This is a genomic window from Rhizobium phaseoli (assembly GCF_010668805.1).
Taxonomy (GTDB): Bacteria; Pseudomonadota; Alphaproteobacteria; order Rhizobiales; family Rhizobiaceae; genus Rhizobium; species Rhizobium phaseoli_A.
In genome coordinates, this window is record NZ_WUFT01000001.1 from 572731 (window position 1) to 598579 (window position 25849).

Annotated in this window: 30 protein-coding genes; 23 read left to right on the plus strand and 7 right to left on the minus strand. The window is 60.9% G+C overall.

The annotated features are described in order from the left end of the window. Position 1: 1 nt before the first annotated feature. The 9 genes from GR197_RS02935 to visR all read left to right on the plus strand — a co-directional run bounded on the left by GR197_RS02935 (position 2) and on the right by visR (position 7641). The gene (locus GR197_RS02935; RefSeq protein ID WP_164006521.1) at positions 2–469 is read left to right on the plus strand and encodes a chemotaxis protein CheW; all 468 of its coding nucleotides are present in this window, start codon (positions 2–4) and stop codon (positions 467–469) included. Then, on the plus strand, positions 466–1374 hold the full coding sequence (gene cheR, locus GR197_RS02940) for a protein-glutamate O-methyltransferase CheR (protein WP_164006522.1): 909 nt from the start codon (positions 466–468) through the stop codon (positions 1372–1374). The genes GR197_RS02935 and cheR overlap by 4 nt, the downstream gene beginning before the upstream one ends. Further along, positions 1371–2414 (plus strand): protein-glutamate O-methylesterase CheB, encoded by a 1044-nt coding sequence (gene cheB / locus GR197_RS02945; protein ID WP_164006523.1) that lies wholly within the window; start codon positions 1371–1373, stop codon positions 2412–2414. The genes cheR and cheB overlap by 4 nt, the downstream gene beginning before the upstream one ends. A gap of 1 nt (position 2415) precedes the next feature. Further along, positions 2416–2805, plus strand: coding sequence for a response regulator (locus GR197_RS02950; RefSeq protein WP_003556488.1), 390 nt, complete (start codon positions 2416–2418; stop codon positions 2803–2805). Then, positions 2802–3356: a chemoreceptor glutamine deamidase CheD gene (cheD, locus tag GR197_RS02955; protein ID WP_007633342.1), complete on the plus strand. Its 555-nt coding sequence runs from the start codon at positions 2802–2804 to the stop codon at positions 3354–3356. Before GR197_RS02950 ends, cheD begins: the two co-directional genes overlap by 4 nt. Before the next feature lie 16 nt (positions 3357–3372). Continuing rightward, positions 3373–3762, plus strand: a complete 390-nt coding sequence (gene cheT / locus GR197_RS02960; RefSeq protein WP_003584234.1) for a chemotaxis protein CheT — start codon at positions 3373–3375, stop codon at positions 3760–3762. A gap of 211 nt (positions 3763–3973) precedes the next feature. Further along, positions 3974–5665 carry a flagellar basal-body MS-ring/collar protein FliF gene (gene fliF, locus GR197_RS02965; protein ID WP_164006524.1) on the plus strand — a complete coding sequence of 564 codons (1692 nt, stop codon included), beginning with the start codon at positions 3974–3976 and terminating at the stop codon, positions 5663–5665. Between the two features lie 474 nt (positions 5666–6139). Next, entirely contained in the window at positions 6140–6886 is a 747-nt protein-coding gene (visN, locus tag GR197_RS02970; RefSeq protein WP_164006525.1) for a transcriptional regulator VisN, read from the plus strand. An 8-nt stretch (positions 6887–6894) separates the two neighbouring features. Further along, entirely contained in the window at positions 6895–7641 is a 747-nt protein-coding gene (gene visR / locus GR197_RS02975) for a transcriptional regulator VisR (protein WP_164006526.1), read from the plus strand. Positions 7642–7812: 171 nt separating this feature from the next. Here visR and GR197_RS02980 read toward each other — a convergent pair whose 3' ends face one another. From GR197_RS02980 to motA, 6 genes are all read right to left on the minus strand, one after another. After that, complete coding sequence (locus tag GR197_RS02980; protein WP_164006527.1) at positions 7813–8256, minus strand: hypothetical protein; 444 nt, start codon at positions 8254–8256, stop codon at positions 7813–7815. Positions 8257–8261: 5 nt separating this feature from the next. Beyond that, positions 8262–9341, minus strand: coding sequence for a flagellar biosynthesis protein FlhB (gene flhB, locus GR197_RS02985; protein ID WP_164006528.1), 1080 nt, complete (start codon positions 9339–9341; stop codon positions 8262–8264). A gap of 276 nt (positions 9342–9617) precedes the next feature. Then, positions 9618–10658 carry a flagellar motor switch protein FliG gene (gene fliG / locus GR197_RS02990; protein ID WP_164006529.1) on the minus strand — a complete coding sequence of 347 codons (1041 nt, stop codon included), beginning with the start codon at positions 10656–10658 and terminating at the stop codon, positions 9618–9620. A gap of 28 nt (positions 10659–10686) precedes the next feature. Further along, on the minus strand, positions 10687–11274 hold the full coding sequence (gene fliN / locus GR197_RS02995; RefSeq protein WP_164006530.1) for a flagellar motor switch protein FliN: 588 nt from the start codon (positions 11272–11274) through the stop codon (positions 10687–10689). A 65-nt stretch (positions 11275–11339) separates the two neighbouring features. After that, on the minus strand, positions 11340–12290 hold the full coding sequence (locus tag GR197_RS03000) for a FliM/FliN family flagellar motor switch protein (protein ID WP_164006531.1): 951 nt from the start codon (positions 12288–12290) through the stop codon (positions 11340–11342). After that, positions 12291–13163, minus strand: coding sequence for a flagellar motor stator protein MotA (gene motA / locus GR197_RS03005; RefSeq protein WP_164006532.1), 873 nt, complete (start codon positions 13161–13163; stop codon positions 12291–12293). Between the two features lie 252 nt (positions 13164–13415). On the opposite strand from motA, the gene flgF reads away from it, so the two are divergent. The 13 genes from flgF to fliP all read left to right on the plus strand — a co-directional run bounded on the left by flgF (position 13416) and on the right by fliP (position 22437). Beyond that, complete coding sequence (flgF, locus tag GR197_RS03010) at positions 13416–14150, plus strand: flagellar basal-body rod protein FlgF (protein WP_164006533.1); 735 nt, start codon at positions 13416–13418, stop codon at positions 14148–14150. Positions 14151–14241: 91 nt separating this feature from the next. Then, complete coding sequence (fliI, locus tag GR197_RS03015; protein ID WP_164006534.1) at positions 14242–15639, plus strand: flagellar protein export ATPase FliI; 1398 nt, start codon at positions 14242–14244, stop codon at positions 15637–15639. A 2-nt stretch (positions 15640–15641) separates the two neighbouring features. Continuing rightward, positions 15642–16184 carry a flagellar protein gene (locus tag GR197_RS03020; RefSeq protein ID WP_164006535.1) on the plus strand — a complete coding sequence of 181 codons (543 nt, stop codon included), beginning with the start codon at positions 15642–15644 and terminating at the stop codon, positions 16182–16184. A 164-nt stretch (positions 16185–16348) separates the two neighbouring features. Next, positions 16349–16741: a flagellar basal body rod protein FlgB gene (flgB, locus tag GR197_RS03025; RefSeq protein ID WP_164006536.1), complete on the plus strand. Its 393-nt coding sequence runs from the start codon at positions 16349–16351 to the stop codon at positions 16739–16741. Between the two features lie 5 nt (positions 16742–16746). Further along, the gene (gene flgC, locus GR197_RS03030) at positions 16747–17163 is read left to right on the plus strand and encodes a flagellar basal body rod protein FlgC (protein WP_007633309.1); all 417 of its coding nucleotides are present in this window, start codon (positions 16747–16749) and stop codon (positions 17161–17163) included. A 2-nt stretch (positions 17164–17165) separates the two neighbouring features. Further along, positions 17166–17507 (plus strand): flagellar hook-basal body complex protein FliE, encoded by a 342-nt coding sequence (locus GR197_RS03035; RefSeq protein WP_164006537.1) that lies wholly within the window; start codon positions 17166–17168, stop codon positions 17505–17507. Between the two features lie 19 nt (positions 17508–17526). Beyond that, complete coding sequence (gene flgG, locus GR197_RS03040; protein WP_164006538.1) at positions 17527–18315, plus strand: flagellar basal-body rod protein FlgG; 789 nt, start codon at positions 17527–17529, stop codon at positions 18313–18315. Between the two features lie 16 nt (positions 18316–18331). Beyond that, the gene (flgA, locus tag GR197_RS03045; RefSeq protein WP_164006539.1) at positions 18332–18814 is read left to right on the plus strand and encodes a flagellar basal body P-ring formation chaperone FlgA; all 483 of its coding nucleotides are present in this window, start codon (positions 18332–18334) and stop codon (positions 18812–18814) included. After that, positions 18811–19932, plus strand: coding sequence for a flagellar basal body P-ring protein FlgI (locus GR197_RS03050; protein WP_164006540.1), 1122 nt, complete (start codon positions 18811–18813; stop codon positions 19930–19932). Before flgA ends, GR197_RS03050 begins: the two co-directional genes overlap by 4 nt. After that, positions 19929–20471 (plus strand): MotE family protein, encoded by a 543-nt coding sequence (locus GR197_RS03055; protein WP_164006541.1) that lies wholly within the window; start codon positions 19929–19931, stop codon positions 20469–20471. The genes GR197_RS03050 and GR197_RS03055 overlap by 4 nt, the downstream gene beginning before the upstream one ends. Beyond that, positions 20468–21184 (plus strand): flagellar basal body L-ring protein FlgH, encoded by a 717-nt coding sequence (flgH, locus tag GR197_RS03060; RefSeq protein ID WP_007633287.1) that lies wholly within the window; start codon positions 20468–20470, stop codon positions 21182–21184. The genes GR197_RS03055 and flgH overlap by 4 nt, the downstream gene beginning before the upstream one ends. 12 nt (positions 21185–21196) lie before the next feature. Next, entirely contained in the window at positions 21197–21703 is a 507-nt protein-coding gene (locus GR197_RS03065; RefSeq protein ID WP_164006542.1) for a flagellar basal body-associated FliL family protein, read from the plus strand. Further along, positions 21700–22437: a flagellar type III secretion system pore protein FliP gene (gene fliP / locus GR197_RS03070; RefSeq protein ID WP_164006543.1), complete on the plus strand. Its 738-nt coding sequence runs from the start codon at positions 21700–21702 to the stop codon at positions 22435–22437. Before GR197_RS03065 ends, fliP begins: the two co-directional genes overlap by 4 nt. Before the next feature lie 82 nt (positions 22438–22519). Here fliP and GR197_RS03075 read toward each other — a convergent pair whose 3' ends face one another. Continuing rightward, the gene (locus GR197_RS03075; protein WP_164006544.1) at positions 22520–24436 is read right to left on the minus strand and encodes a glycosyl transferase; all 1917 of its coding nucleotides are present in this window, start codon (positions 24434–24436) and stop codon (positions 22520–22522) included. A gap of 432 nt (positions 24437–24868) precedes the next feature. Between GR197_RS03075 and GR197_RS03080 the strand changes: the two genes are divergently transcribed. Continuing rightward, entirely contained in the window at positions 24869–25774 is a 906-nt protein-coding gene (locus GR197_RS03080; RefSeq protein WP_164006545.1) for a flagellin, read from the plus strand. The last annotated feature ends 75 nt before the right edge of the window (positions 25775–25849 follow it).

The window sequence follows — 25849 nt, forward strand, 5'->3', positions numbered from 1 at the left end:
AATGTCGTACGCCGTGAAAAATCTGAACGAGGGGGACCGCGAGCTGATCGCGTTCCGCATCGGGGATCAGGAATTTTGCGTGAACATCATGTCGGTTCGTGAGATCCGGGGCTGGACCCCGGCGACCGCGATGCCGCACTCGCCTGCCTATATGCTTGGAGTTATCAACCTGCGCGGCGCGGTGCTGCCGATCATCGACCTTGCCGCCCGGCTTGGCATGAAGCCGGCCGATCCGACCGCCCGTCATGTGATCATCGTTGCCCAGGTGCGGCGCAAGGTCGTCGGCCTGCTGGTCGATGCCGTGTCCGATATCCTGACGGTGACCGACGAAACCGTCCAGCCGACGCCAGAGATCTCCTCCGAACTCGAGCGTCAATTTGCCCGCGGCATTCTTGCCATCGACAAGCGCATGATCTGCCTGATCGAACTCGAAGCCCTCTTTCCCGAGACCGAAAGCGAAGCCGCATGAACCCAATGGGCGCAAAAGATCAGAGGCAGGGATCCGACGAGGTCCTGGCGAGTGGAGAATATCCGCTAACGCGCCGCGACCTCACGGAGATCGCCGCGATGATCTATTCGGATGCGGGCATCTTCCTCAACGAGACGAAGGCGTCGCTCGTCTATTCGCGCCTGTCGAAACATATCCGCAATCTCGGTCTGTCCGGCTTCCGGGAATATTGTGACCTCGTCGCCTCGCCGGCGGGTGCTGCGCCGCGCCGCGAGATGCTCTCGCATCTGACCACCAATTTCACCCGCTTCTTCCGCGAAAACCATCATTTCGACCACCTGCGCGACCATGTCCTACCGGAACTTCTGCAGCGGGCGAGATCGGGCGGCAGGGTGCGCATCTGGTCGGCCGCTTCCTCCGACGGGCAGGAACCCTATTCGATTGCGCTGACGGTGCTGTCGCTGATGCCGAATGTCGCCGATTACGATTTCAAGATCCTGGCAACCGACATCGACCCGAAGATCCTGGCGATTGCCCGGGCCGGCGCCTATGACGAAAGCGCGCTCGAAACCGTTTCGCCCGCCATGCGCAAGCAATGGTTCAGCGAAGTCGAGGTCCAGGGCCGCAGGAAGTTCCAGGTCGACGACCGGGTCAAGCGGCTGATCACTTACAACGAGCTGAACCTGATGGCGCAATGGCCGTTCAAGGGCAAGTTCGACGTCATCTTCTGCCGCAACGTCGTCATCTATTTCGACGAGCCGACGCAGATGAAGATCTGGCAGCGTTTCGCCGGCCTGCTGCCGGAGGGCGGACATCTTTATATCGGCCATTCCGAGCGTGTGTCGGGCGAGGCAAAACACGTCTTCGACAATATCGGCATTACGACCTATCGCTATACCGCCAAAGGTCTCGGGAGGAAGGCATGAGCGCGCCGGCAAGGGTTCTCGTTGTTGACGACTCCCCGACGATGCGGGGTCTGATCACCGCCGTCTTGAGTTCTGACCCCGAGGTCAACGTCATCGGCCAGGCCGGCGACGCGCTGGAAGCGCGCGAGGCGATCAAGCGGCTGAACCCCGACGTCGTGACGCTCGACATCGAGATGCCGAATATGAACGGTCTCGATTTCCTCGAAAAGATCATGACGCTGCGTCCGATGCCTGTCATCATGGTCTCGACAATGACCCATCGCGGCGCCGAGGCGACGCTTGCAGCACTTGAGATCGGGGCGTTCGATTGCGTCGGCAAGCCGGGGCCGGGCGAACTCAGGCCCTTTGGCGACCTCGCCGAGAAGGTCAAGGCTGCCGCGCGCACGCAGCGCCAGTTCTCCCATCCGGTTGCTCCCGCAGCACCTCCGCCCTCGGTTGCCGATTTCCGCGTCGGCCGCAAGATCGTCGCGATCGGCTCGTCCACAGGCGGCGTCGAGGCGCTGATCGCCGTGCTGCAGAAGTTTCCGGCCAATTGTCCGCCGACGGTTATCACCCAGCATATGCCGCCGACCTTTACAAAGAGCTTCGCCGAACGGCTGAACCGCCTCTGTGCGCCGGTGGTGCAGGAAGCAACCGACGGTGCCCGCCTCGAAATCGGCAAGATCTATCTGGCGCCCGGCGGCGAGCGCCATCTCCAGGTCAGCAGTGCCTCGGCGCCGTGCTGCCGTCTCGTCGACCGGGCGCCGGTCAACGGTCACCGGCCATCGGTCGACGTGCTGTTCGATTCGGTCGCGGAGTTGGCGGGCCGTAACGCCGTTGGCGTGATTTTGACCGGAATGGGCCGCGATGGTGCCGCCGGATTGTTGAAAATGCGCCACGCCGGCGCCAGAACACTCGGCCAGAACGAAAAAACCTGTGTCGTTTACGGAATGCCAAGGGTTGCCCATGAACTTGGCGCCGTTGAGCAGCAGTTGCCCCTGTCTGCCATCGGGGAAGAAATATTGAAAATGACAGCCGCCCGAAAGGAAGGGACCGAATAAAATGTCGATCGCGGAGAAAATCAAAGTTCTGATCGTCGACGATCAGGTAACGAGCCGGTTGCTGCTCAGCGACGCGCTGACCCAGCTCGGTTTCAAGCAGATCACGTCCGCAGGCGACGGCGAGCAGGGCATGAAGATCATGGCCGAGCAGCCGCACCACCTGGTGATCTCGGACTTCAACATGCCGAAGATGGATGGCATCGGCTTCCTTCAGGCCGTGCGCACCAACCCGAACACCAAGAAGGCGGCCTTCATCATCCTCACCGCCCAGGGCGACCGCGCACTGGTGCAGAAGGCAGCCCAGCTCGGCGCCAACAACGTGCTCGCCAAGCCGTTCACGATCGAGAAGATGAAAGCGGCTATCGAAGCCGTGTTTGGAGCCCTGAAATGATCACTGAGGGGGCAGCCCGCCGCGTGCACATCATTCAGGGCGAGTACAAGGTTCTGAACGATCCGAATGCGGTCCTCTCGACCATTCTCGGTTCCTGCGTGGCTGCGTGCCTTCGAGACCCTGTCGCCGGCATCGGCGGCATGAACCACTTCTTGCTGCCCGGTTCGGCGACGTCGCCGACATCAGGCGGCGATGCCACCCGTTACGGCGTGCATCTGATGGAACTGCTGATCAACGGTCTCCTGAAGCAGGGCGCCCGGCGCGACAGGCTGGAGGCCAAGATCTTCGGCGGCGCCAAGACGATCTCGACATTCTCCAATGTCGGTGAGCAGAACGCGGCCTTCGCCATGCAGTTCCTGAGGGATGAAGGCATTCCGGTGGTCGGTTCCTCCACAGGCGGAGACCATGGACGCAAGCTTGAATTTTGGCCCGTCTCCGGTCGTGCCCGGCAGTACCCCCTGACCGGCGCCGAAACGCAGAGAACCGTCGCTCTCGAGCAGCGTCCCGCCGCTCCGCCGAAGCCCGTCGAAACCAGTATCGAATTTTTTTGATGGCGAGGATTTTCATATGACATTTAACCCGGTGATGGAGCCGCCCGCGCCTGTCGAGGCGTTGAGCGACATCCTGATGCGCATCGTTTCCGAACTGCACGATGTCGCCTATCTCATCGAGCGCATCGAGCCGCAGCTTCTCGATCTCGGCGGCGCCGAAATCCTGAATTCGCCGGATGCCATGAAGGTCATGCAGGGCATCGATCTCGCCGTGCAGAAATCGCGTGGCCTCGCCGAGTTCATCGACACCATCACCGGCGAAATCCCGCACGGCTGGGCAGTCGACGTCGCCACCGCGCTCAGCCTCGTCAAGCTGGCGGAAATGCAGAAGGCATTGGGCGGCGCCACACGCCACGGCCATTCCCAGCCATTGAGCAAGGCAGCCGGCGACTTCGATTTCTTCTAAGGCGCATCGCGTCAAGCCGGATTCATGCGGCGCTTCAAGTCTTGATTTGGGCACGTCGTTTCCCAAAACCGCTGCGACGTTTTGGGAGGCATTCGTTCGGGCTTTTTTGCTCCCGCCCGCGCTTCACGAAACGCTCGCACAAGTTTCGCCGACTATTCGTCAGATGAGGCAATAAGCCTGCTTTGTCTTTGACGAATCGTGCGAGAACAGAATGAATCTGTTAAATCAATTAGTTCAGATCTTTAAGAACTTCAGTTCCCTTGGCCGAACACGCCTGATGATTCTCGGAGGCGTCGGTGCCGTCTCCATCGCAATCGTCCTTGCGGCCGCTCTTTTCGTCAACAAGCCGGCACAGGAAACACTCTATGTCGGTCTGGATGCGCCGGATCTCAACCAGATCAGCATGGCGCTTGCCGAAGCCAACGTCAATTTCCAGGTCGGTACGGACGGCACCAGTATCAGCGTCCCCGCAGGGATGACGGGCAAGGCCCGGCTGTTGCTTGCCGAGCGCGGCCTGCCGAACAGCGCCAATGCCGGTTACGAACTCTTCGACAATGTCGGCTCCCTCGGCCTGACCTCCTTCATGCAGGAGGTGACGCGGGTTCGAGCGCTGGAAGGCGAAATCGCTCGCACCATCCAATCGATCTCGGGCATAACAGCCGCGCGCGTGCATATCGTCATGCCGGAGGTTGGAAACTTCCGAAAGGCGGAGCAGAAGCCGACCGCCTCCGTCATGATTCGCGCCAGCGCCACCACCGGGCGCAGTGCAGCGACCTCGATCCGCCACCTCGTCGCCTCGGCCGTGCCGGGGCTTGACGTCGATGACGTGACGATCCTCGATTCCGCCGGCCAGTTGCTCGCTTCCGGCGACGACGCGAGCAACAGCTCGCTGAACCGCTCGCTCAGCATCGTCCAAAACGTCCAGCAGGAAGTCGAATCCAACATCGACAAGGCGCTGGCGCCCTTCCTCGGCATGGACAACTTCCGTTCCAGCGTGACCGCCGATCTCAACACGGACGCCCAGCAGATCCAGGAAACGACCTACGATCCCGAATCCAAGGTCGAACGCTCTGTCCGCTCGACCAAGGAAGCCCAGCAGTCGCAGCAGAAGCAGTCGGACAGTGCGACGACGGTCGAGCAGAACATTCCGCAGGCGGCTCCCGAGGCCGGCGGTTCCGCCGGACCTGAATCGCAGGACAAGTCCGACAAGCGCGAAGAGCAGACCAATTACGAAATCAACAGCAGGACGACGGCGACGACCCGCAACAGCTACAAGGTCGAGAAGCTCTCGATCGCCGTGGTGGTCAATAAGGGCCGCATCGCCAAGATGGTCGGCGAGCCCGCCGACCAGGCCAAGATCGATGCCTACGTTGCCGAAATGCAGAAGATCGTCGCTTCGGCCGCCGGCATCGACGCCAAGCGCGGCGACGCCGTCACCGTCACGGCGATGGACTTCCTCGAGAACCAGCTGCTCGAAGACGCCACCGGTGGTGTCCGCGTCATGGATATACTGAGCCGCAATCTCGCCGGCATCATCAACTCTCTCGCCTTCGTCGCGGTCGCCTTCGTGGTGGTCTGGATGGGCCTGCGGCCCCTGGTGCGCAGCGTCAGCGGCAATGGCAGCTCGCCGGTCCTCGGCGACGCCACGCCGGAGGCGGCGGGCCTCGAGCTTCCGGACTTCGCGCCTTCCGCAGGCGCGCCCGGAGGAGCTCTTATGGACGGCTTCGGCTCCGACTTCGGCTTCGACAGCACCGAGGATCTGCTCAGCCTCGGCGACGACGACGGAAATTTCAATCGCCGCGTCAAGGAAGGCCCGGAGCGCAAGCTCTCCCGCATGGTCGAGATCAACGAGGAACGCGCCGCGAAAATCCTCCGGAAATGGGCGATCGACGAGGCAGCATAAGAAAAAAGGCCGGGCAACCGGCCTTTTTCACGTCGGTACCATGGTTGATTTCCTGTAACGGGATCGTTGTCAGATCCCGCAAACAAATGACGAACCGCTCTGGAAGCCGTGACGGTAATGTCGGGCATTCGGCATGAAAACAGGAACAGATCCGACCGAACCAGAGGATGATGCCGAAATGTGTCGCTGTCGAGAAATTTAATAAGGCGAACTCGCGTAAAACGCGAATGAAGTTGCGATACCCCCAGAATCACCTTAGCCTCCCCTATATCTTGAGGGGTGGAATTGATCATCGAATCAGGGCATGGGCGACAGCGAAAGTAAATCCCTAGAAGTCGGAGATGGTGATTTGCATCGGCTGGCTTACCCTTGGGTGATTCGAAATGGGATTCGAACGGAACTTGAATTGAATCCCTTACAGAAAAATCGCTGTTGCACCGAGTTCGATCGTTTCTCAGCCGCAGGACATTGCCAATGGATATGAACGTAATTCAGGCGAGCAAAGGCGAGAGGCAGATGGCGAATTTCGCAAGCGCGGTGGTGCCGGATCTGTTGCCGCGCGATCAACTCCTCCAGCGCCTGCACGGCGTTGCCAACACTGGCAGGTTGCAGTCCGGTCTGCGGGCGCTGACGGAGTATGTGGGGGCTTCCCACTACCTCCTGGCGCGCTGTGATCTCCTCCAGGAAAGCGGTCTCGATTTCATTGTTTCATCGGATTGGCCCTTTGACCTGGTCAGGGATATCGCCAATGATCTGGTTCGCGGCTATGCCCGTTCGACGGAGCTGGAAAAATGCATGCAGGTCTTCCAGCCGAATTTTGCTCTTATGCCTGATACTGCCGACGTGCCCGACGGCGCCAGCCGTCAATATTGTTCTCTCACCTTCAATGTCGGCCGGTCGCGGCTTGCCCTGATGTTCCTGTTCGGCGAGGGGTTCATCCTGTCGCCGGAGCGCCTGCGAGATGTCGGCCTGCTTGCAGGTTATGTCGCGAGTTTCCTCCGCTGCGGTGGTACGAGGGTCGACCGCGATTTCGAATTGACGGACCGCGAGCTGGAATGCCTCTTCTGGATCGCCGAGGGCAAGACCAGCGACGAGATCGCCATGATCCTCGGAATCTCCCGCAATACCATCAACAACTACATCACCAGCGTGATGCGCAAGACGGCGACCAAGACCCGGTCCGAGGCGATTGCCTTCGCCGTCCGCAATAATCTCGTATAGGGGGATCCATGGGGCATTCATCAGCCAGGACGATGAGCAGCGCCGAGCAGCTGCGCATGGTGCGTGTGAACAGGATTTCCAGCCGGTCCGATCTTTTCCCGCGGCTGATTGCGATGCAGAAGCTTGCCGATGCTCAAGGGTTCGCGATCTTCCGCGTCAGCGGTTCGGGTCTTCCGGCAAAGCAGCGCCTCGTCTGCGAACTCGAGAACTGGGGATCTTCCAATGCCGGCTTCGGCAAGGCCTTCACGGATGCCTATGGCGATATCCTTCTCGACCATATCGAGAAGTCTTTGTTGCCGCTCTCATGGGCCGGCGGTTACGACCGTGCGGCACCTAGTCCTGCGGACTTCGCCCCGTTCATGACGCGGCTGCAGGACGGTATTTTGCCTTTTTCCGGCCTTGCCTTTCCAGTGCGGCTCGGCACCGTCGGCAACGGGTTCATCCTTTTCACCGGCGATGAGATTGATCCCTCGAGCGATACGATCGTCGAGCTGCACGGTCGCTGCTGCCACATTATGATGGATCTGCTCTCGCTCGACGAACGCCGCACGGCCACCGCCGAGGCGCTCAGCGAACGCGAGATCGCCTGTCTCCAACTCGCCGGCGACGGCCGCATCAGCGAAGAGATCGCCGACAAGCTCGGCCTGTCCGTGCACACCGTGAACGCCTATCTCGGCTCGGCGACCATCAAACTCGATTCCGTCAATCGCATCCAAGCGATCGCCAAGGCGATCCGGCTCGGCTACATCAGCTGAGGCCCAGCGGGCCGGGGCTCTTTCATTTTAAGATTGCGTTTGATGCGTGTCGCCCGGAACTGTGCAGTGGTTCCGGGTCAACGACCCGCCTCGTTGCATGAATCAAGTTCGATGCGACGCGCCTGAGTGCGCTGTCGAAGGACGGATGAAGCGCGGTTGTCCTGAGAGATGTCAGCCCGCCAGGGCCTGGGGCGATTGATTGACGTTGTAGCGCGATTCCCGAAGGCTCTTTTCGAGGAAGCGGGTGTTTTCATCGGGATCGGCCGAGGGATCCTGGAACGCGATATGGTTGATCTCGATGCCGGCGTGATCTTCGGCAAGCGTCAGCTGCGCATAGACGGTGACGCCGCGCGGCTTGATTTCCAGATCGAGGACGACTTCGGGCTTGCCGCCCCATTCCAGCGTATAATTGCCGCCCAGGCCGAAATTCACCGTGCCCGGATGAAAGAAAAGCTCTGCCGCCGAAGCGACGAGATCGGAAAGGTTGCCGTAATACTCGAAGCGCAGCAGTGAAATAAGGTCAGAAGCATCCAGAAGGCGCAGTTCCGTGGCGACCGGGCTGATCGCAACTGCGAGGATTTTTTCACGCTGGGTAGAGTGGGGGCATTTTTTCATTCGGCTTATCTTACCCGTTTGTTCTTGGCATCGGCGGCGTAGACCCGGTGGATCAGCTCCGCAACGGCCTTATAGAAGACTGACGGTATGACACTATCGATCGAGACTTGCGCAAACATGGAGCGTGCAAGCGGCGGATCCTCGAACACCGGGATGCCGTTTTTTTCGGCAATCTCCCTGATCTTGAGCGCAATAAGGTCCTGGCCCTTGGCCAGCACCACCGGCGCATCGTTTTCTTCGCGGGCATAGCGTAGCGCCACCGCATAGTGCGTCGGGTTGGCGATGACGAGCGTCGCCCGGTCCACATTGGCGATCATGCGCCGGCGCGCGCGGTCGCGCATCAGCGAGCGCTGCCGGCCCTTGACGAAGGGGTCGCCCTGCGCCTGCTTGTTTTCTTCCTTGATTTCGTGCCGCGTCATCTTCAGCTCGGTGAACCAGTGATGGCGCGTCCAGAAGACATCGGCGATCGCCACGATCGCGGTGGCGATCAGCACGACGATGATGATCTTGCGCATCGCCGTCGAGATCCGCACCAGAATCGTCTGCGGGTCCGAGAACATCGCGTCGATCGAGCTGAAATATTCGCTTCTGAGCACAAAAAACAGGATCACCCCGACGACGACGACCTTGAACAGCGATTTTCCGAACTCGACGAGGCCCGGCAGGCTGAAGAGCCGTTCCCAGCCTTTGGCGGGAGAGATGCGCGAGGCCTGCGGCCGGATGCGTTCGAGGACCGGCGTCGGCAGGTTCTGAAAGACGGAGGAGGCGATGCCGAACACCATGAACAGGATAAAGGCCGGCGCCAGCAGCGCCGCGGTGGCCCAGCCGAGCTTGACGAACAGCGAGAGGACGTCGGGACCCGTCTCGATCTTCCACTGGTCGGGTTGCTCGAAGATGTCGCGCAGGGTTTCGGTCATGCGCCCGACGCCGTCGGGGAGGAAGAACACAAGATAGATATAGGTGGCAAGGATGGTCGCAAAGATCGACAGCTCGCGCGAAGACGGCAAGTTGCCTTTCTCAGCCGCGTCGCTTTGCTTTTTTGCGGTCGGGGCTTCTGTTTTGCTGTCCTTGTCATCGTCTGCCAAGTCGCGGCCCTCCGTCAAAGAAATGGGCAGCAGCTACTGCATGTCGCCCAAAAGTGTGCAGCGGTTCTGGAATGACGACATGCATCAAAACAAAGAGCTAAAGCGCGCCGCGGAAAGCGGGTTCCCTGCGACGCGCCTTAGAGCGCGGCCTATCGTTGGAAGGGTAGTCGCCTGTGGCATGACGATCAACAGCCGCCTTGCGGGCGGCTGGATTTGTCAACAGTCTGGCAGTGCCATGCATGTCGCCCGGAAGCGGGCAGCCGGAATCCGCCCGCGTTAGGCGGCTGCCGAAGCGTCGCCTTCCTTCTCCTTGAGCTCGATCTGGCCTGAGTTGGCCAGGCGAATCGCTTCCTGCGCCACGGCGCGGCGGGCAATGGCAATCTCGCGCGGATTGACGCCGCCCATGCCGCTCTGCAGATCCGATTCGATCATGCGGCGCTGGCGCGGGCTGATGGCGGAGAGAACCGATTCGCGGATCTCTGGCGGCGAACCGCGCAACGCGACGGTGAGCACATCCGTCGAGATGTCGTTGAGCAGCAAGACGCGGCTGCGCTGCGGCATGTACATGAGGTCCTCGAACAGGAAGATCTTCGGGCGGACCTTGTTGACGGATTCGCGGCTGATCGATTCCAGCGAGGTGAGCAGCGTGTCGACCTGCGGCTTGTCGAGTTCGTTCATGAGATCGGCGACCTTCGTCGAGCCGGCGGCATTGCGCTCTGCCTCGACCTCGGCAAGCAGCGTCATGACCTGGTTCTCGATGATCTGCGCAGCCTTCGGGCTGACGGTCTTCATGTTGACCGTTCGGTTCATGATGTCGGCGCGGCGGTTGTCAGGGAGCTGCAGCAGCACCTTGGCGCCAAAGTTGGAAGGCATCATCGAAAGAATATAGGCGACGGTCTGCGGATGTTCGCGCAACAGGAACTGGGCGACAAACGTCGGCTCTGCCTCGCTGAGACGATCCCAGATCGAGGTTTCGTAGGCCTGGAATGCCGTGCGGCGGCCGAGCAGGCTGTCGACCTCGTCGGGCGTCAGGCCTTCTTCCAGAATGGCCTCGATCGCCTTGGCATTGTCCATCAGTCCGGCGCCCTCGGTGAAGAGGTCTTCGAATTCGCCGACGAGCATCAAAAGTTCATCCGGCGGGATGGCGCGCAGCGACTGCGCGGATGAGATAATGGTCTGCAGTTCGGCCTGGGTGAAATATTTCAACAGCCGGCCGGCGACTCCCTTTCCCATGGCGAGAAGAACAGCCGCCGCCTTTTCAGCCTGGGTCAACGGTTTCCCGGCTAGCGCGCCGCCGAAATCGTCAAAGTCCATCATGGTCTAACCTCTCCGTCCCACACAGGGATCAGGCTTTTTTCGTACTCAAAACTTCTATCAGTTTCACACCGAATCGCGTGTCGTCGTTATCAAGCACCGTAATCTCGCCGCGTGCAATCCTGCGGCCATTCACCATGATCTCGACCGGTTCGCCGATCTTCTTATCGAGGGCGATCGTCGCCCCTTCATTGAGGTTCATCAGGCCGGAGACCTGCATGCGGCTGGTGCCGAGCATGATCTGGACATCGATCGGGATGTCCATGATCAGGTCGAAGTTCGAATTCAGCGCGCTGCCGAGCGGAGCCGGCGACGCGTCGAAGGAGGAGCTGCCGCCGAAATCCATGCCGGCCGCCGGGCTGGCATTGCCGGCGCCGAAATCGCCGCCGAAATCGTCGCCGCCGAACGGGGTTTCCGACATCTCGCCGCCGAAGGCCGCCAGGTCGGTTCCTGCTGCGAAGGCGTCGTTCTGCAGGTCGTCGCCAAACTGCGGCAGGTCGCCATCGGCATCCTGCTTCAGCACGCCGCGCAGATCGTCGATCGCCTGGTCGAGATCCGCTTCGCTGCCCGGAAGATCCAGGGAGAGGTCGCTGTTCTGCTGTGTTTTCTTCGTAGCCATGAAATCACTATTCCAGTTGAAACTTGCCTCAAACTGCCTTTGCAGCCCGAAAGCCAGAGAACCGATTAATTCATTAAATGACGGATGAGTTCGTCATCCGAGTTCATCGTATCCTTGACGCGGACCATGTAGTTTTCGCCTGAACGCCCGAACTCGCACACATACAATTCCTTGCTGTTGGCGCTGACCTCGACGCGCACGTCGCCGCTGTCGCGGAACGGAATGACGTCGCCGACCATCAGCTTCGATATCGTGCGCAGCGTCAGGTCCTGCAGCCTGATCTTGGCCTCGAGCGTGACCTGCGAGCGGCGGACCTGGTCGCCCAGCTGTTCGGTCCACTCCGCCGACTTGCCGGTCGCCTGGCGCTTCGGCTTCGGCGGCGTCACCTTGGTTTTGAGCAGCGCCGTCTGCGGAACCATCAACGAAAATTCCGAAACGATGCCGGCCAGCGTGATCGACATATTGATGGCGGCGGCGAATTCGTCCGGGCGGTCTTCCGGCGGCCGGACGCGCATCTCAAGGGCGTGCGGGGCCGTAAGGCTCGGTTCGAAACCGCCGGGCGCGTTGACGGCCGAGCGCAGCACCTTGGCGATCTTGTCGAAAACCATCACCGCAAGGTCGATTTCGATGATCGAGAGCAGCCGGTCGGCCGGCTCCTCAATCGTATCGGCGGTGGCGCCGAGCAGGTGCTCCATCAGCGTGATGACGAAACCGTTGCCGCAGGCAAGCGTGATGTTCTGCGACCAGTTGCGCAGTGTCACGTCGACGAGCGTGACGTTCGAGTTCAAGTCGTCGATCAGGTGGTTCTTATAGCCGATCTCGCAGCCGAGATAGTTGACCGTCACGTCGAGGCCGGTCTCGCTCTTGATGACGTCGGGAAAGAATTCGCTGTAGACTTCCCCGAAGGAACTGCAGATCTTGGCGACCCTGCCTCTGTCGCCAAGCCCGCCTGTCAGCTTGGCGAGAAGGGCAGGATCCATTGCCGGTTTGTCTTGCGAAGCATTGCTCATAGTCATTTAAGCCGCCTTGTTTTCGCCGCCTGGGTTCATCATTTCCTGTTCGACCGCGTCGATGGACGGACGCTCGTAAGCCGAAATCGTCTTGCGGCCGTATTCGAGAGCGACCTGCGGCACCGAGCCGTTCATGTAGGCAAGCAGCGTCTGCTTGACGATGACGTAGAGGCGGTGCTGCTTGTTGCGCACGACTTTGATCTGGGAGACCAGCGGCGAGCAAACGCAGTAGGACAAGAGGATGCCGAGGAAGGTGCCGACGAGCGCCGAGCCGATCAGGTGGCCGAGCACCTCAGGTGAATCGTTGATGTGGGCCATCGCCTTGATGACGCCGAGAACCGCGGCGACGATACCGATCGCCGGGAAGGAATCGCCCATGATCTGGATCGCGTGGTAAGGCTTCATCTTGTCGTGCATGATGGTGTTGAGTTCTTCGTCCATCAGCGCCTCGATTTCGTGGCTGCGGGCATTGCCGATGATGATCAGGCGCACGTAGTCGCAGATGAACGCCGTCAGTTCCTTGTTCTTCAGCACCGTCGGAGCCGACTGGAAGATCGTCGATTCGGCCGGATTGTCGATATGGGCTTCGATTTCGTTTCGCGACTTGGTGCGCAGGTCGCGCATCAGCGAATAGAGCACGCCGAGCGTGTCGAGATAATTGCGTTCCTTCGGCACGGCGTGCTTGAAGGCTTCGCCGAGCGCCTTGCCGGAATCCTTCACCACCTTCATTGGGTTCGCCATGATGAAGCTGCCGAGACCGGCGCCGCCGATGATGACGAATTCGAAGGGCTGGAACAGGGAGTCGACGTGGCCGCCCATCGCCATGAAGCTGCCGATGATAGAGCCGCAAACAACTACAAATCCAATAATAATGTTCATCGTCAGCCCAATCTGAACGTTACTTTTCTTTGAGACGGATAGGGTTTCTGCCTTGCGTGAGGCTGATGAAAGCCCGCCGGCAAGGCATTTTCGCGTGCCAGCTTCGCGCAAGCATATGCCGTCAGGCTAAAGGAGACGAATGGGTGTCCGCACCCGTTTCTGAGATGCCGCCTCAGCGAAATCCCGGCCGAACCACAAAGACGACGCCAGGCTTTTCGTTCCGTTCATCGCCAATGCTTGGAGCTTACCGACATGCAATCCGGTCTTTATGTTTCACTGTCGTCGCAGATGGCGCTCGAAAAGCGCCTGACCACCATCGCAGACAACATGGCGAACGTGAACACGACCGGCTTTCGCGCCACCGAGGTGAAGTTCGACGAGATGGTGGCGAACACCAAAAATAAGACCAACACCAAGGTCGCCTTCGTTTCCCAGGGCAACGACTATCTCAACGAGGGAAATGGCGAACTGCAGCACACCGGCAACATGCTCGATTTCGCCATCAAAGGTGATGCCTGGTTCTCGCTCGATACGCCGGCCGGCCGGGTACTGACGAGGGACGGCCGCTTCACGCTCAAGGATACCGGCGAACTCGTGTCGATCCGCGGATATCCCGTTCTCGACGCCGGCGGCGCGCCCATCCAGCTCAACTCGAAGGGCGGCGAGCCGGCTGTCGGCACCGACGGCATCATCTACCAGGGCGACCGCCAGGTCGCCTCGCTCGGGCTGTTCGAGGCCGATGTCAGCAAGGGTTACCTACGCTACGAAAACAGCGGCATCATGACCACTGACCAGCCGCGCGCCGTCGTCGACCGCTTCAATGTCGGCGTCGAGCAGGGTTACCTCGAAAACTCCAACGTCAATGCCATGCGCGAGATCACCCAACTGATCGAAGTCAACCGCGCCTTCGAAAGCGTCTCGTCGCTGATGCGCGACAGCGAGGATTCCTTCAAGGAAGCCGTGCAGACGCTTGGGGGTAGCCGCTAATGCATGTCGCCCAAAAGTGTGCAGCGGTTTTGGGCGACATGCATAAGAACAGAGACCGAAAATGCGTCGCATTTTCGGGTGGGATTGAAGCATGAGCACCACACTACTGTCCGAGGACAATCTTTCCCCAAAACTGGCGCATCTGGCAGATCTCGCCGACCGATACGCATCGCCGGAGTTCGCGGTTGCCCATGGCGGTCGCGTGCAGACCATCGCCGCAGGCCACTACACGGTTCGCGGTCTCTCCCGCCATGTTCGCCTCGGTGAGTTCGTCGCCCATAAATCGGCGACCGGCGTCCATCTCGGTGAGGTTGTTCGCGTCGAGCCGGACCTGATTTACGTCTGCCCGATCGAACCCGGCGAGCCGATCGGCATCGACGATACGGTCATCCGCAAGGGTGCGTTCCGTATCTCACCGTCTGACAGCTGGTGCGGGCGCACCGTCAACTCGCTCTGCGAGCCGATCGACGGGCTGGGTCCGATCACCGAGGGCCTCGATCGCCGTTCGATCGCCAATACCGCGCCCCCCTCGATGACCCGCAAGCGTGTCCAGACCGGCTTCAAGACCGGCGTACGCGCGATCGACATCTTCTCGCCGCTCTGCCTCGGGCAACGTCTCGGCATCTTTGCCGGTTCCGGTGTCGGCAAGTCGACGCTTCTGTCCATGCTCGCCCGCGCCGACGCCTTCGACAAGGTCGTCATTGCGCTTGTCGGCGAACGCGGCCGCGAAGTGCGCGAATTCATCGAGGACACGCTCGGCAGCAATATGAAGAAGGCGATCGCCGTCGTTGCAACCAGCGACGAGAGCCCGATGCTGCGCAAGATGGCGCCACTGACGGCCGTCACCATCGCCGAACATTTCCGCGACAAGGGCGAGAATGTTCTCTTCATCGTCGACAGCGTCACGCGTTTCGCCCATGCGATCCGCGAGGTGGCGACTGCCTCCGGCGAGCCGCCGATCGCGCGCGGTTACCCGGCTTCCGTGTTCACCGAGCTGCCGCGCCTGTTGGAGCGCGCCGGTCCCGGCCCGGAGGGTGCCGGCACCATCACGGCGATCATCTCGATTCTCGTCGACGGCGACAACCACAACGACCCGATCGCCGATTCGACGCGCGGCATCCTCGACGGTCATATCGTCCTGCAGCGCAGCCTCGCCGAAGAAGGGCGTTACCCGCCGATCGATCCGCTTGCCTCGATTTCGCGTCTTGCCCGCAAGGCGTGGACGCCGGACCAGGAAAAGCTGGTCTCGCGGCTGAAGGTGCTGATCCATCGCTTCGAGGAAACGCGCGACCTGCGCCTGATCGGCGGTTACCGCCAGGGTGCCGATCCCGATCTCGATATGGCGGTCAAGCAGGTACCGATCATTTACGACGTCCTGAAACAGTCGCCGGGCGACCGCGACTCGGCCGATGCCTTCGCCGATCTCGCCGGCGCGCTCAAAGCTGCAGCCGGCATGGGCAATCAGGGCGCACCCATTCAGAGGAGATAGACGTGGCTGAATTCGACGACGAACGCATCGCTTCCCTGAAGCAACGCCGGAAGACCGTCATCCTGGATCGGCTTCTGACCTTCACCGGCCTGGCGCTTGCCGGCGCTTCCGCCTTCTTTCCCTGGTATGTCTTCTTCAACGAAGATAAGTTCGGCATCAATGTTGCCGCCAGCGACAATTCGCGCGAACTGCCGGATTGGCCGGCCCGCAACGTCTTCAGCGTCTCGCCGCTTGCCATGGTCAACAAGAACGAGCCGGACAAGAAGGCCCCGCCGATCGATCCGCTGACGACGGCAACGGTCTCCGACCTCGGCAAGGAGCGCAATGGCGGCCCCATACTCGAGGATCAGCCTTTCCCCGGCAAGTCTTCCTTCCGCCTGCTGCACGTTTCCAACGGCCGGGCGCTGATCGAGGATCCCTCGGGCATGTATGTGGTGCGCATCGGTTCGATCCTGCCCGACGAGAGCCGCCTAGCGACACTCGAGCAGCGCGACGGCAAATGGGTGATCGTTACCTCCAAGGGCGATACTTACCAGAACAATTGAACCAGTCGGCCAAATCGGAAAGCAACAGGGGCTCCACCGCGAACCGGCCGGAGCCCCGCTCTTTTGAGCGTGCGCTGCCCGAAAAGCGCCTTGAAACCTGAATTCCCGTAAGTCCCACGCAAGATTACCGCACTAGGTTCGGGACAGTAAAAACGGAGAGTCTCATGCAACCGATCCAACTTTTCGACTTGGCTTCGCGACAGGCGGAATGGCTGACGATCCGTCAGCAGGTTGTTGCCGGCAACATCGCGAATGCCAACACCCCGAAGTTCCGCGCCAAGGACGTCACGCCCTTCGACGCCGTGCTTGATAAGTCCGACATCACCATGGCGCGCACCAATCCGGCCCATCTCAGCGGCAATGATTTCAGCGCCAGCGGCGATATCGACGTCAAGGACGCCACGCTCGACCAGGAAATCGGCGTCCAGGAATCCGGCAATACGGTCGGTGTGGCCGAGGAGCTCTCCAAGTCGGGCGATATCAAGCGCCAGTACGATCTGAACACCTCGCTGGTCAGTTCCTTCAACCGCATGATGTTGATGACCGTCAGGAAGTAAAAATCATGGATCCGCTTTCAGCAGCAATGAAAATCGCCGGTTCCGGGCTCGAGGCGCAGTCGACGCGCCTGCGCATCGTTTCGGAAAACATCGCCAACGCCCGCTCGACCGGCGACACGCCCGGAGCCGACCCCTATCGCCGCAAGACGATCACCTTCGGCCAGCAGATGGATCGCGCCAGCGGCGTCGAGACGGTCGATGTCAAGAAGGTCGGCGTCGACGAAGGCGACTTCAGCACCGAATTCGACCCCAGCAATCCGGCTGCGGATCAGAAGGGTGTCGTCAAGCTGCCGAACGTCAACATCCTCGTCGAGATGGCCGACATGCGCGAAGCCAACCGCTCGTATGACGCCAATCTGCAGACCATCAAGCAGACCCGCGATCTCATCTCCTCCACGATCGACCTCCTGAAGAGCCAATAATAATGATCAGCAGCGTCCAGAATGTCAGCAACCTTTCCATGACCCGAGCGCTCGGCGCCGTCGACACCGAAAATTCCGCCTCGTCGTCTGCCGCCACCATGCCGCGCACCGCAGGTGCGGCCAACGGCATGAGCTTTGCCTCCGTCATGGGCAACATGGCGACCGACGCGGTCACCAGCCTGAAGGGTGCGGAAAGCATGTCCTTCGCCGGCATCAAGGGCACGGCGACGACGCGTGAAGTCGTCGATTCCATGCTCCAGGCCGAGCAGACGCTGCAGACCGCCATCGCCATCCGCGACAAGGTCGTCTCGGCCTTTCTCGAAGTCACCAAGATGCAGATGTAACTGATTTGAGGACGAACACATGAGAGCGCTCGCCATCGCAGCAACGGGCATGGATGCCCAGCAGACCAATCTGGAAGTCATCGCGAACAATATTGCCAACATCAATACGACGGGTTTCAAGCGCGCTCGCGCCGAATTCTCCGATCTTCTCTACCAGACCGAACGCGCCAAGGGTGTCGCCAACCGCGCCAACCAGGCCGTCGTCCCGGAAGGCGCCAATATCGGCCTCGGCGTCCAGACCTCGGCAGTGCGCAATCTGCATCTCCAAGGCGAACTGACCCAGACCGGCAACGACCTCGACGTGGCGCTGATCGGCAAGGGCTTCTTTCAGATCCAGTCGACCGACGGTACGACGCTCTACAGCCGTGCCGGCGCCTTTAACAAGAACGAGCAGGGTCAGCTCGTCACCATCGACGGCTACGAGGTCCTTCCCGGCATCACCATTCCGACGGGCTCGACCGAGCTGACGATCAGCCGCTCCGGCCAGGTTTCGGCCAAGCTGCCCGGCGCGACCACCGCGACCACGCTTGGCCAGTTGACGCTTGCCGATTTCGTCAATGAGGCCGGCCTCCAGCCGATCGGCGACAATCTCTTCCAGGAAACGGCTGCCTCCGGCGAAGCCGTCGTCGGCAATCCCGACGAGGAGGGTTTCGCCTACATGAAGCAGGGTTATCTGGAATCCTCGAACGTCGACCCGGTGAAGGAAATCACCGAGCTGATCTCGGCCCAGCGCGCTTACGAAATGAATTCCAAGGTCATCACCACCGCTGACGAAATGGCCACCGTCGTCAGCAAGAACCTGAAGTAGAGGGAAGGGCCGAAACATGATGTTTTGCCGGGCAGGACACATCTCAGGATGGGTGGCGGCAGCCACGATCGCAGTCGCGGGCATTTTCTTGCCCGCGGACGCGGGTGCCGGCATGGGTTATGCCGTCGTCCCGACGACGATCATCTACCCCGGCGACACACTGTCGGCGAGCCAGCTTCAGGAGGTCGAGGTCACCAACCCCAATCTCGCCGGAGATTTTGCCAAATCCATTTCCCAGGTCGAAGGCCTGGTCTCCAAGCGCACGCTGTTGCCGGGCCGGACGATTTCGGTTTCGGCTCTGCGCGAAGCCTACACGGTGACTCGCGGATCTTCGATCCGCCTGGTTTTTTCGCTCGGCCCGATGACGATCTCGGCTGCCGGCTCGCCGCTCGAAGACGGCTCAACCGGGCAGGTCGTGCGCGCACGCAATATGGATTCCGGCGTTATCGTCAGCGGCACGGTGCTTGCGGACGGCACGGTCCATGTGAGGGCAAAATGAAATTGTTCTTCCGTCTCTTGACCCTTGTCGCGGTCCTCGCCATGAGCCTGGCCGACGTCGCGCCCGCCTGGGCGCTGACCTCCCGCATCAAGGATATCGCTTCGCTTCAGGCCGGCCGCGACAATCAGCTGATCGGTTATGGCCTGATCGTCGGCTTGCAGGGAACCGGGGACGGCTTCCGCGCCTCGCCTTTCACCGAGCAGTCGATGCGGGCGATGCTGCAGAATCTCGGCATCTCGACCCAAGGCGGCCAGTCCAACGCCAAGAACACCGCGGCCGTCATGGTCACCGCCAACCTGCCGCCCTTCGCAAGCCCGGGCAGCCGCATCGACGTGACGGTGAGCTCGCTCGGCGACGCAACGTCGCTGCGCGGCGGCACACTCGTCATGACCTCGCTTTCCGGCGCCGACGGCCAGATCTACGCCGTCGCGCAGGGCGCTGCCATCGTCACCGGCTTCCAGGCCCAGGGCCAGGCCGCGACCGTGACTGAAGGCGTCACCACCGCCGGCCGCGTGCCGGGCGGCGCCATCATCGAACGCGAACTTCCGTCCCGCTTCAAGGATTCGGTCAATCTCGTCCTGCAGCTGCGCAACCCCGACTTCTCGACGGCAATCCGCATCGCCGACATCGTCAACGGTTATGCCTCGGCACGCTTCGGCGGCCCGGTCGCCGAAGCCAAGGATTCGCAGGAAGTGGTGATCCAGAAGCCGCGCACGGCCGATCTCACCCGGCTGATGGCCGACCTCGAAAATCTCATCGTCGAAACTGATACGCCGGCCAAGGTGGTCATCAACGAGCGCACCGGAACGATCGTCATCGGCTCGGACGTCCGCGTTTCGCCGGTTGCCGTCAGCTACGGCACACTGACGGTTCAGGTTACCGAGACGCCGCAGATCATCCAGCCCGAACCCTTCTCGCAGGGCCGGACCGCCGTCCAGCCGCAGACCGATATCGCGGCTGAGCAGACCGGCGGGCGCGTTGCCATCATCGACGGTCCCGACCTCAGGACCCTCGTCGCCGGTCTCAACAATATCGGCGTGAAACCGGATGGCATCATCGCCATTCTCCAGGGCATCAAGTCGGCAGGCGCCCTGCAGGCGGAGCTTGTGCTGCAATGATAAAGATCATCAACTCTGACATGACGGTCCTGCAATTGCTGCGCCGGCTGGCGCTGCCGGCAGCAGGCCTCGTCCTTCTGTCGATCCCGGGCGCCTTCGCGCAGGAGCATGCGCCGGCGGGAGACATCATCTCCCAGGACGAGGTCAAGCAGTTCTGCACCAACATCGCCGACCCCGCCCGCGACCAGCGTTACCTCCTGCAGAAGCAGGAGCTGGAAAAGCTTCGCGCCGACATCGACGCCCGCATGGCGGAAATGGACAAGCGCAAGGCCGAATACCAGGACTGGCTGAAGCGGCGCGACGATTTCCTGAAGCAGGCGGAAGCCGGCCTCACCGAGATCTACAAGAAGATGAAGCCGGATGTGGCCGCACTCCAGCTGCAGGATATGAAGATCGAGGTGGCCTCCGCCGTGATCATGCGGCTCGGACCGCGTCAGTCGAGCCTCATCCTCAACGAGATGGACGCGAAGAAGGCCGCGGCCATCGCCAGCGTCATCGCCAGTGCGTCCGATCCCAATACGTCGAAGGATCCTTCATGAATATGCGTCTCCCGGCCGCGATTGCCGCCCTCGCACTCCTTGCGGGTTGCCAGTCTCCGACGGCAGTCAGCGAAATCGGCCGTGCGCCTGCCATGAGCCCGATCGGCAGCGGCCTTGCCTACGGCCAGACGCCGCAGATGGCGCTTTATCCGAAGCAGCCGCGCGCTGTGGCGCAGGGTTATTCGCTGTGGAGCGATTCGCAGGCGGCGCTCTTCAAGGATGCGCGCGCGCTCAACGTCGGCGACATCCTGACCGTCGACATTCAGATCAACGACAAGGGCTCTTTCGACAACGAGACCAACCGCAGCCGCAAGAATTCGAGCGGCATGAACTGGGACGTCAACGCCCAGATCTTCGGCTGGACGCCTGAGTCCAAGACCGACCTGACCTATGGCTCCGACACCAGCACCGACGGCAAGGGCAAGATCGAGCGCACCGACAAGCTGACGCTTCTGGTCGCCGCCGTCGTCACCGGCATTCTCGAAAACGGCAACCTCGTGATATCGGGCTCGCAGGAAGTCCGATTGAACCAGGAACTGCGTATCCTGAACGTCGCCGGTATCGTTCGTCCGCAGGACGTCAATGCCGAAAACCAGATCTCCTACGACAAGATCGCCGAAGCCCGCATCTCCTACGGTGGCCGCGGCCGTCTGATGGAAGTGCAGCAGCCTCCGCGCGGCCAGCAGGCCGTCGATCTTTTCTCGCCGCTTTGAGGCTGAACGACGATGGCAGAGCCAGACGCAAGCGCAGATCAATCAAAGAAGAAATCCGGCGCGCTGATGACGATCATCGGCGTTGCTGTCCTGACGCTGCTCGGCGCCGTCGGCGGCTGGGCGGTCGGCACGATCGTCGCGCCCAACATCAAGGGCGCCAAGGAGGCCGAGCAGGCCAAGGACGCCGAAGCTAAGAAAAAGGGCGAGGAAGGCCTGGCCCACATCTCGACGGAGGCCAACAACGTCGTCCAGCTCGAGCCGATCACCTCCAATCTGGCTTACCCCTCCGAAAACTGGGTCCGACTCGAGGTCGCGCTGCTCTTCAACGGGCCGCCGGATGTCAAGGTTTCCGAGGATATTCATCAGGATATCCTCGCATATATCAGGACCGTTTCCCTGCAGCAGATCGAGGGGCCGCGGGGCTTTCAATATCTCAAGGATGACATACAGGAACGTGTTGACCTTCGCTCGCAAGGGCGCGTATCGAAGGTCATGTTCAGGACCTTTGTCATCGAATGATTCGTCTCATAGTTTTCCTTGCCGCCATGATAGCGGTACCGGAACTGGCGGTGGCACAGCAGCTGCCGACTAACCTGTTGAACGTGCCGGTCGATGGCTCGGTCGCCGCCTGGATCATCCGCACCTTCGGCCTGCTGACCATTCTTTCGGTCGCGCCGGGCATCCTGATCATGGTGACGAGCTTCCCGCGCTTCATCATCGCCTTCTCGATCCTGCGCTCGGGCATGGGGCTCTCCTCGACCCCCTCCAACATGATCCTTCTGTCGCTGTCGCTGTTCATGACCTTCTACGTCATGTCGCCGACCTTCGATCAGGCCTGGCAGAACGGCGTGCAGCCGCTGCTTGCCAATCAGATCAATGAGACCGAGGCGGTCCAGCGGATCGCCGAACCGTTCCGCACCTTCATGTCGGCCAATACCCGCGAAAAGGATCTGGCGCTCTTCGTCGATCTGGCGCGTGAGCGCGGACAGAATATTCAGACAACCGACCCGATCGACTACCGCGTTCTGATCCCGGCCTTCATGATTTCCGAGATTCGCCGCGGCTTCGAGATCGGCTTCCTCGTCGTCCTGCCGTTCCTCGTCATCGACCTGATCGTCGCCACCATCACCATGGCGATGGGCATGATGATGCTGCCGCCGACCTCGATCTCGCTGCCGTTCAAAATTCTCTTCTTCGTGCTGATCGACGGCTGGAACCTGCTTGTCGGCAGCCTGGTGCGCTCATTCAACTGAGCGGCTGCTGCCCCTGCCTTTTCCCAAAACGTGAAAACCCGCCGGATCGCTCCGGCGGGGTTTTTCATGGCAGTTATGAGCCTCACTCCGCCGCGAACGGCGCGGTGCGCGGCGGCAGCGCCGCAATGTCCATGTGGTCGGGTGCGAGACCCTGCTTGGCGCGCGCGGCCATGATTTCATAGGCCTGCTCCAGATGGTCGCAGAACCGTTCGGCATCGAAGAGCGGCGCGATATAGCGCTTCTCCTTGAGATGTGTCTTGTATTCGGCGATCCGCCCGGGATTCTCGGCCAGTTCGACGGCGATATCCTCATAGTCCTGCAGGTCGCTTGCGACGAGGTCGGGTAGATCGATGGCCCGCAGCAGGCTCTCGCTGACGCGTGAGGCGAAGTTGGTGCCCTTGACGGTCAGGACCGGCAGGCCGCCCCAGAGCTGCTCCGAGGTGGTCGTGTGGCCGTTGACGGGGAAGGTGTCGATGCCGAGGTCGGCCGCCTGCTGACGGTCGATGTGCTGTTCGTAGGGAGCGCGCGGACAGAAGATGATCCGCTTGGGCGAAATGCCCGCCGCCTGGAACTGCTTCAAGAGGTTTGCCTGGTTGCGCGGCGTGTTCGCCATCAGCCAGAGCACGCTGTTCGGCGCGCGCTTGAGGATCCGGCACCAGCTGTCGATTACCTCAGGCGTAATCTTGCGGTTGCCGTTGAAGGAGGCGAAGATGAAGGCATCTTCCGGCAGGCCGAGCTGCTCACGGGTGACGGCGCGCGGCTTCGGACGATGCATCGGATCGTTTGGCTGGTAGCTTTCCGGCAGCCGGCAGAATTTCTCGTGATAGAAAGGTTTTGCCACCTCGGGCAGCACGGAATGGTCGCCGATCACATAGTCCAGGTCGATGTTGACGGTGCTGCCGGGAAAGCCGAGCCAGCCGACATGCACCGGTGCGAGCGGCATGTTGAAGGCCGCCGCGCGGCTGCCTGATGTATGACCCTTCAGGTCGACCATGATGTCGATATTGTGCTCGCGCACCGCCTCCAGCATCGCCGGGTCGGAGAAGCCGTGAACGTCGACGATCCGGCCCCAGCGGCTACGATCGGTATCGTTATGCTTCAGGAATTCCGGGCCTGTATGGCAGAAGAGCGTCACCTCGAACCGCTCCCTGTCATGCAGTTCGAGAATGCGTTGCAGCAGCTTCATCGTCGCATGGCGATCCCAGAAGTCCGACGACATGTAGCCGATGCGGATCTTGTCCGACCAGATGTGCGGCTGGTTGCGGCGGAAGTTCACCCGTTCCTGGTTGAGGGGCGTGGTGCCGATCGTCGCATAGCGGTTGAAGTCCTCGTTGCCGCACCAGTGCAGGTGATAAAACGGGTTGTCCCTGCGTAGGATCTCGATATCACCCTTTGCAAGGGCCGCGTCGATCACTGCCTGATGCTTGGCTGCTTCTTCGAATTCGTTGAATTCGCGGGCAAAAACGAGGTGGAGAAAGCGGAAGGCGTGATTGCCTGGAAAGCGCTTGAAGAGATTGCGCGCCAGCTTCTGGTTGGTTGCGTCGTTGAGATCGTCGCTGAGCAGCAGGCCCGCCAGGCGCATGTGATCGGGATTCATGCTTTCCGACAGCACGGTCTTGAACGGACGGATGATATCGCGCTGCTGGCGCTTCAGATAGATCGCGGTGATGATGAAGGCGAGTTCCGCATCTTCCTGCGCCTTGGCGAGGTTTCGCATGGCGATCAGCAGCGCGTCGTCCTCGTTGCCGGTCTCATAGTGCAGCTTGGCAGCCTGTTTCTGATATTCGTAGGCGTTCGGTCCTTCGCAGTTGCCAGCCAGACCATAGGCTTTCGCGGCGTCGGCCTTGAAGCCGAGCTGCACGAGGTTCTTGGCTAGCAGCGCATAGGTCTTGGCGTCCTGCTGGATATCCATCAGCTGGTTGAGCGTTGCCAGGGACTGTGTGTAGCGGCCCAGCTGGTAATCCTTGGATGCCGCAGAGAACGAAATTTTGCTGTTCAAAACCCAACTCCGTGAAGGAAATGTTTTGGCATGGCTGTCGATCGCCCGGCGCGCGCACGGACAGTCCTCCCCGGAAACGGGTGGATCGGTCTGATGGTGCTATCCCGGCGCCTGCCACATTGCCATGCGAAGCTTGCTTGAAACCGGTGCGCCTCATGAAACGCTTCATTCCCTGAGAGAAAACGGTTTCTTTCCCTGTATGTTAGCATGCGAAGAAATAGATTCAGCCGGCATTAACTATGCGATGTAAGGAGCCGGCACGGACCCTCTGTTTTTAAGAAGTTGGCAAGCATTGGCTGCGAGATTGCCCTGGACATGACGGGTTTGGGCCAAACAAATAAAGGCGCCGAGTAGCATGAAGCTGGTCCGTCATCGCCGGTACTTAGTCCGGTATGTCCTCCTTTTTGTATCTAGTTTCCAGGGGACAGATTTATGACTAGCATTAACACGAACACTTCCGCACAGGCCGCTCTTCAGACGCTGCGCAGCGTCAACCAGGGTCTCCAGTCAACCCAGGCTCATGTTTCGTCCGGCTATCGCGTCGGCAAGGCATCCGACAACGCGGCTTACTGGTCGATCGCAACGACCATGCGCTCGGACAACAAGGCACTTTCCGCCGTCTCCGACGCTCTCGGCATGGGTGCTGCGAAGGTCGACACCGCTTACACCGCCATGGACAGCGCCATCGACGTCGTCGGCGACATTAAGGCCAAGCTCGTTGCCGCCACTGAAAACGGCGTCGACAAGGCCAAGGTCCAGGAAGAAATCGGCCAGCTGCAGCAGCAGCTGCTCAGCATCGCTCAGTCGGCTTCCTTCAACGGCGAAAACTGGGTGGCCGGCGCTTCCGGCACCAAGAGCGTTGTCTCCTCCTTCGTCCGCGATGGCTCGAACGCCGTTTCGGTCACCACGACCGACTATGCTCTCGACGACAGCTCTGCGGGCAACGTTCTGTTCGGCATGAGCGGCGGCTCGGTCGACACCGCTACGGGTATCCTCGGCACGTCGAATGGTTCAAACGCTTCTATCTACGCGATGGACATCACAAGCTTCACTTCCGGCCAGATCCAGACGGCTCTGACCAGCGTCGAATCGGCTCTGAAGTCCATGACCAGCGCCGGTGCTGCTCTCGGCTCGCTTTCCAAGCGCATCGACAACCAGGACACCTTCGTCAACGCCCTCAGCGACTCGATCGACTCCGGTATCGGCCGTCTCGTCGATGCCAACATGGAAGAGGAATCCTCCAAGCTCAGCGCCTTGCAGACCCAGCAGCAGCTGGCGATCCAGTCGCTGTCGATCGCGAATTCCTCTTCGCAGAACATCCTGTCGCTGTTCCGCTAAGACCGGTCGGCACAAGGCTTCCAAGTTTCGCGGCCGGGTCATCCCCGGCCGCGAAATGTTTTAACATAAGGTTAA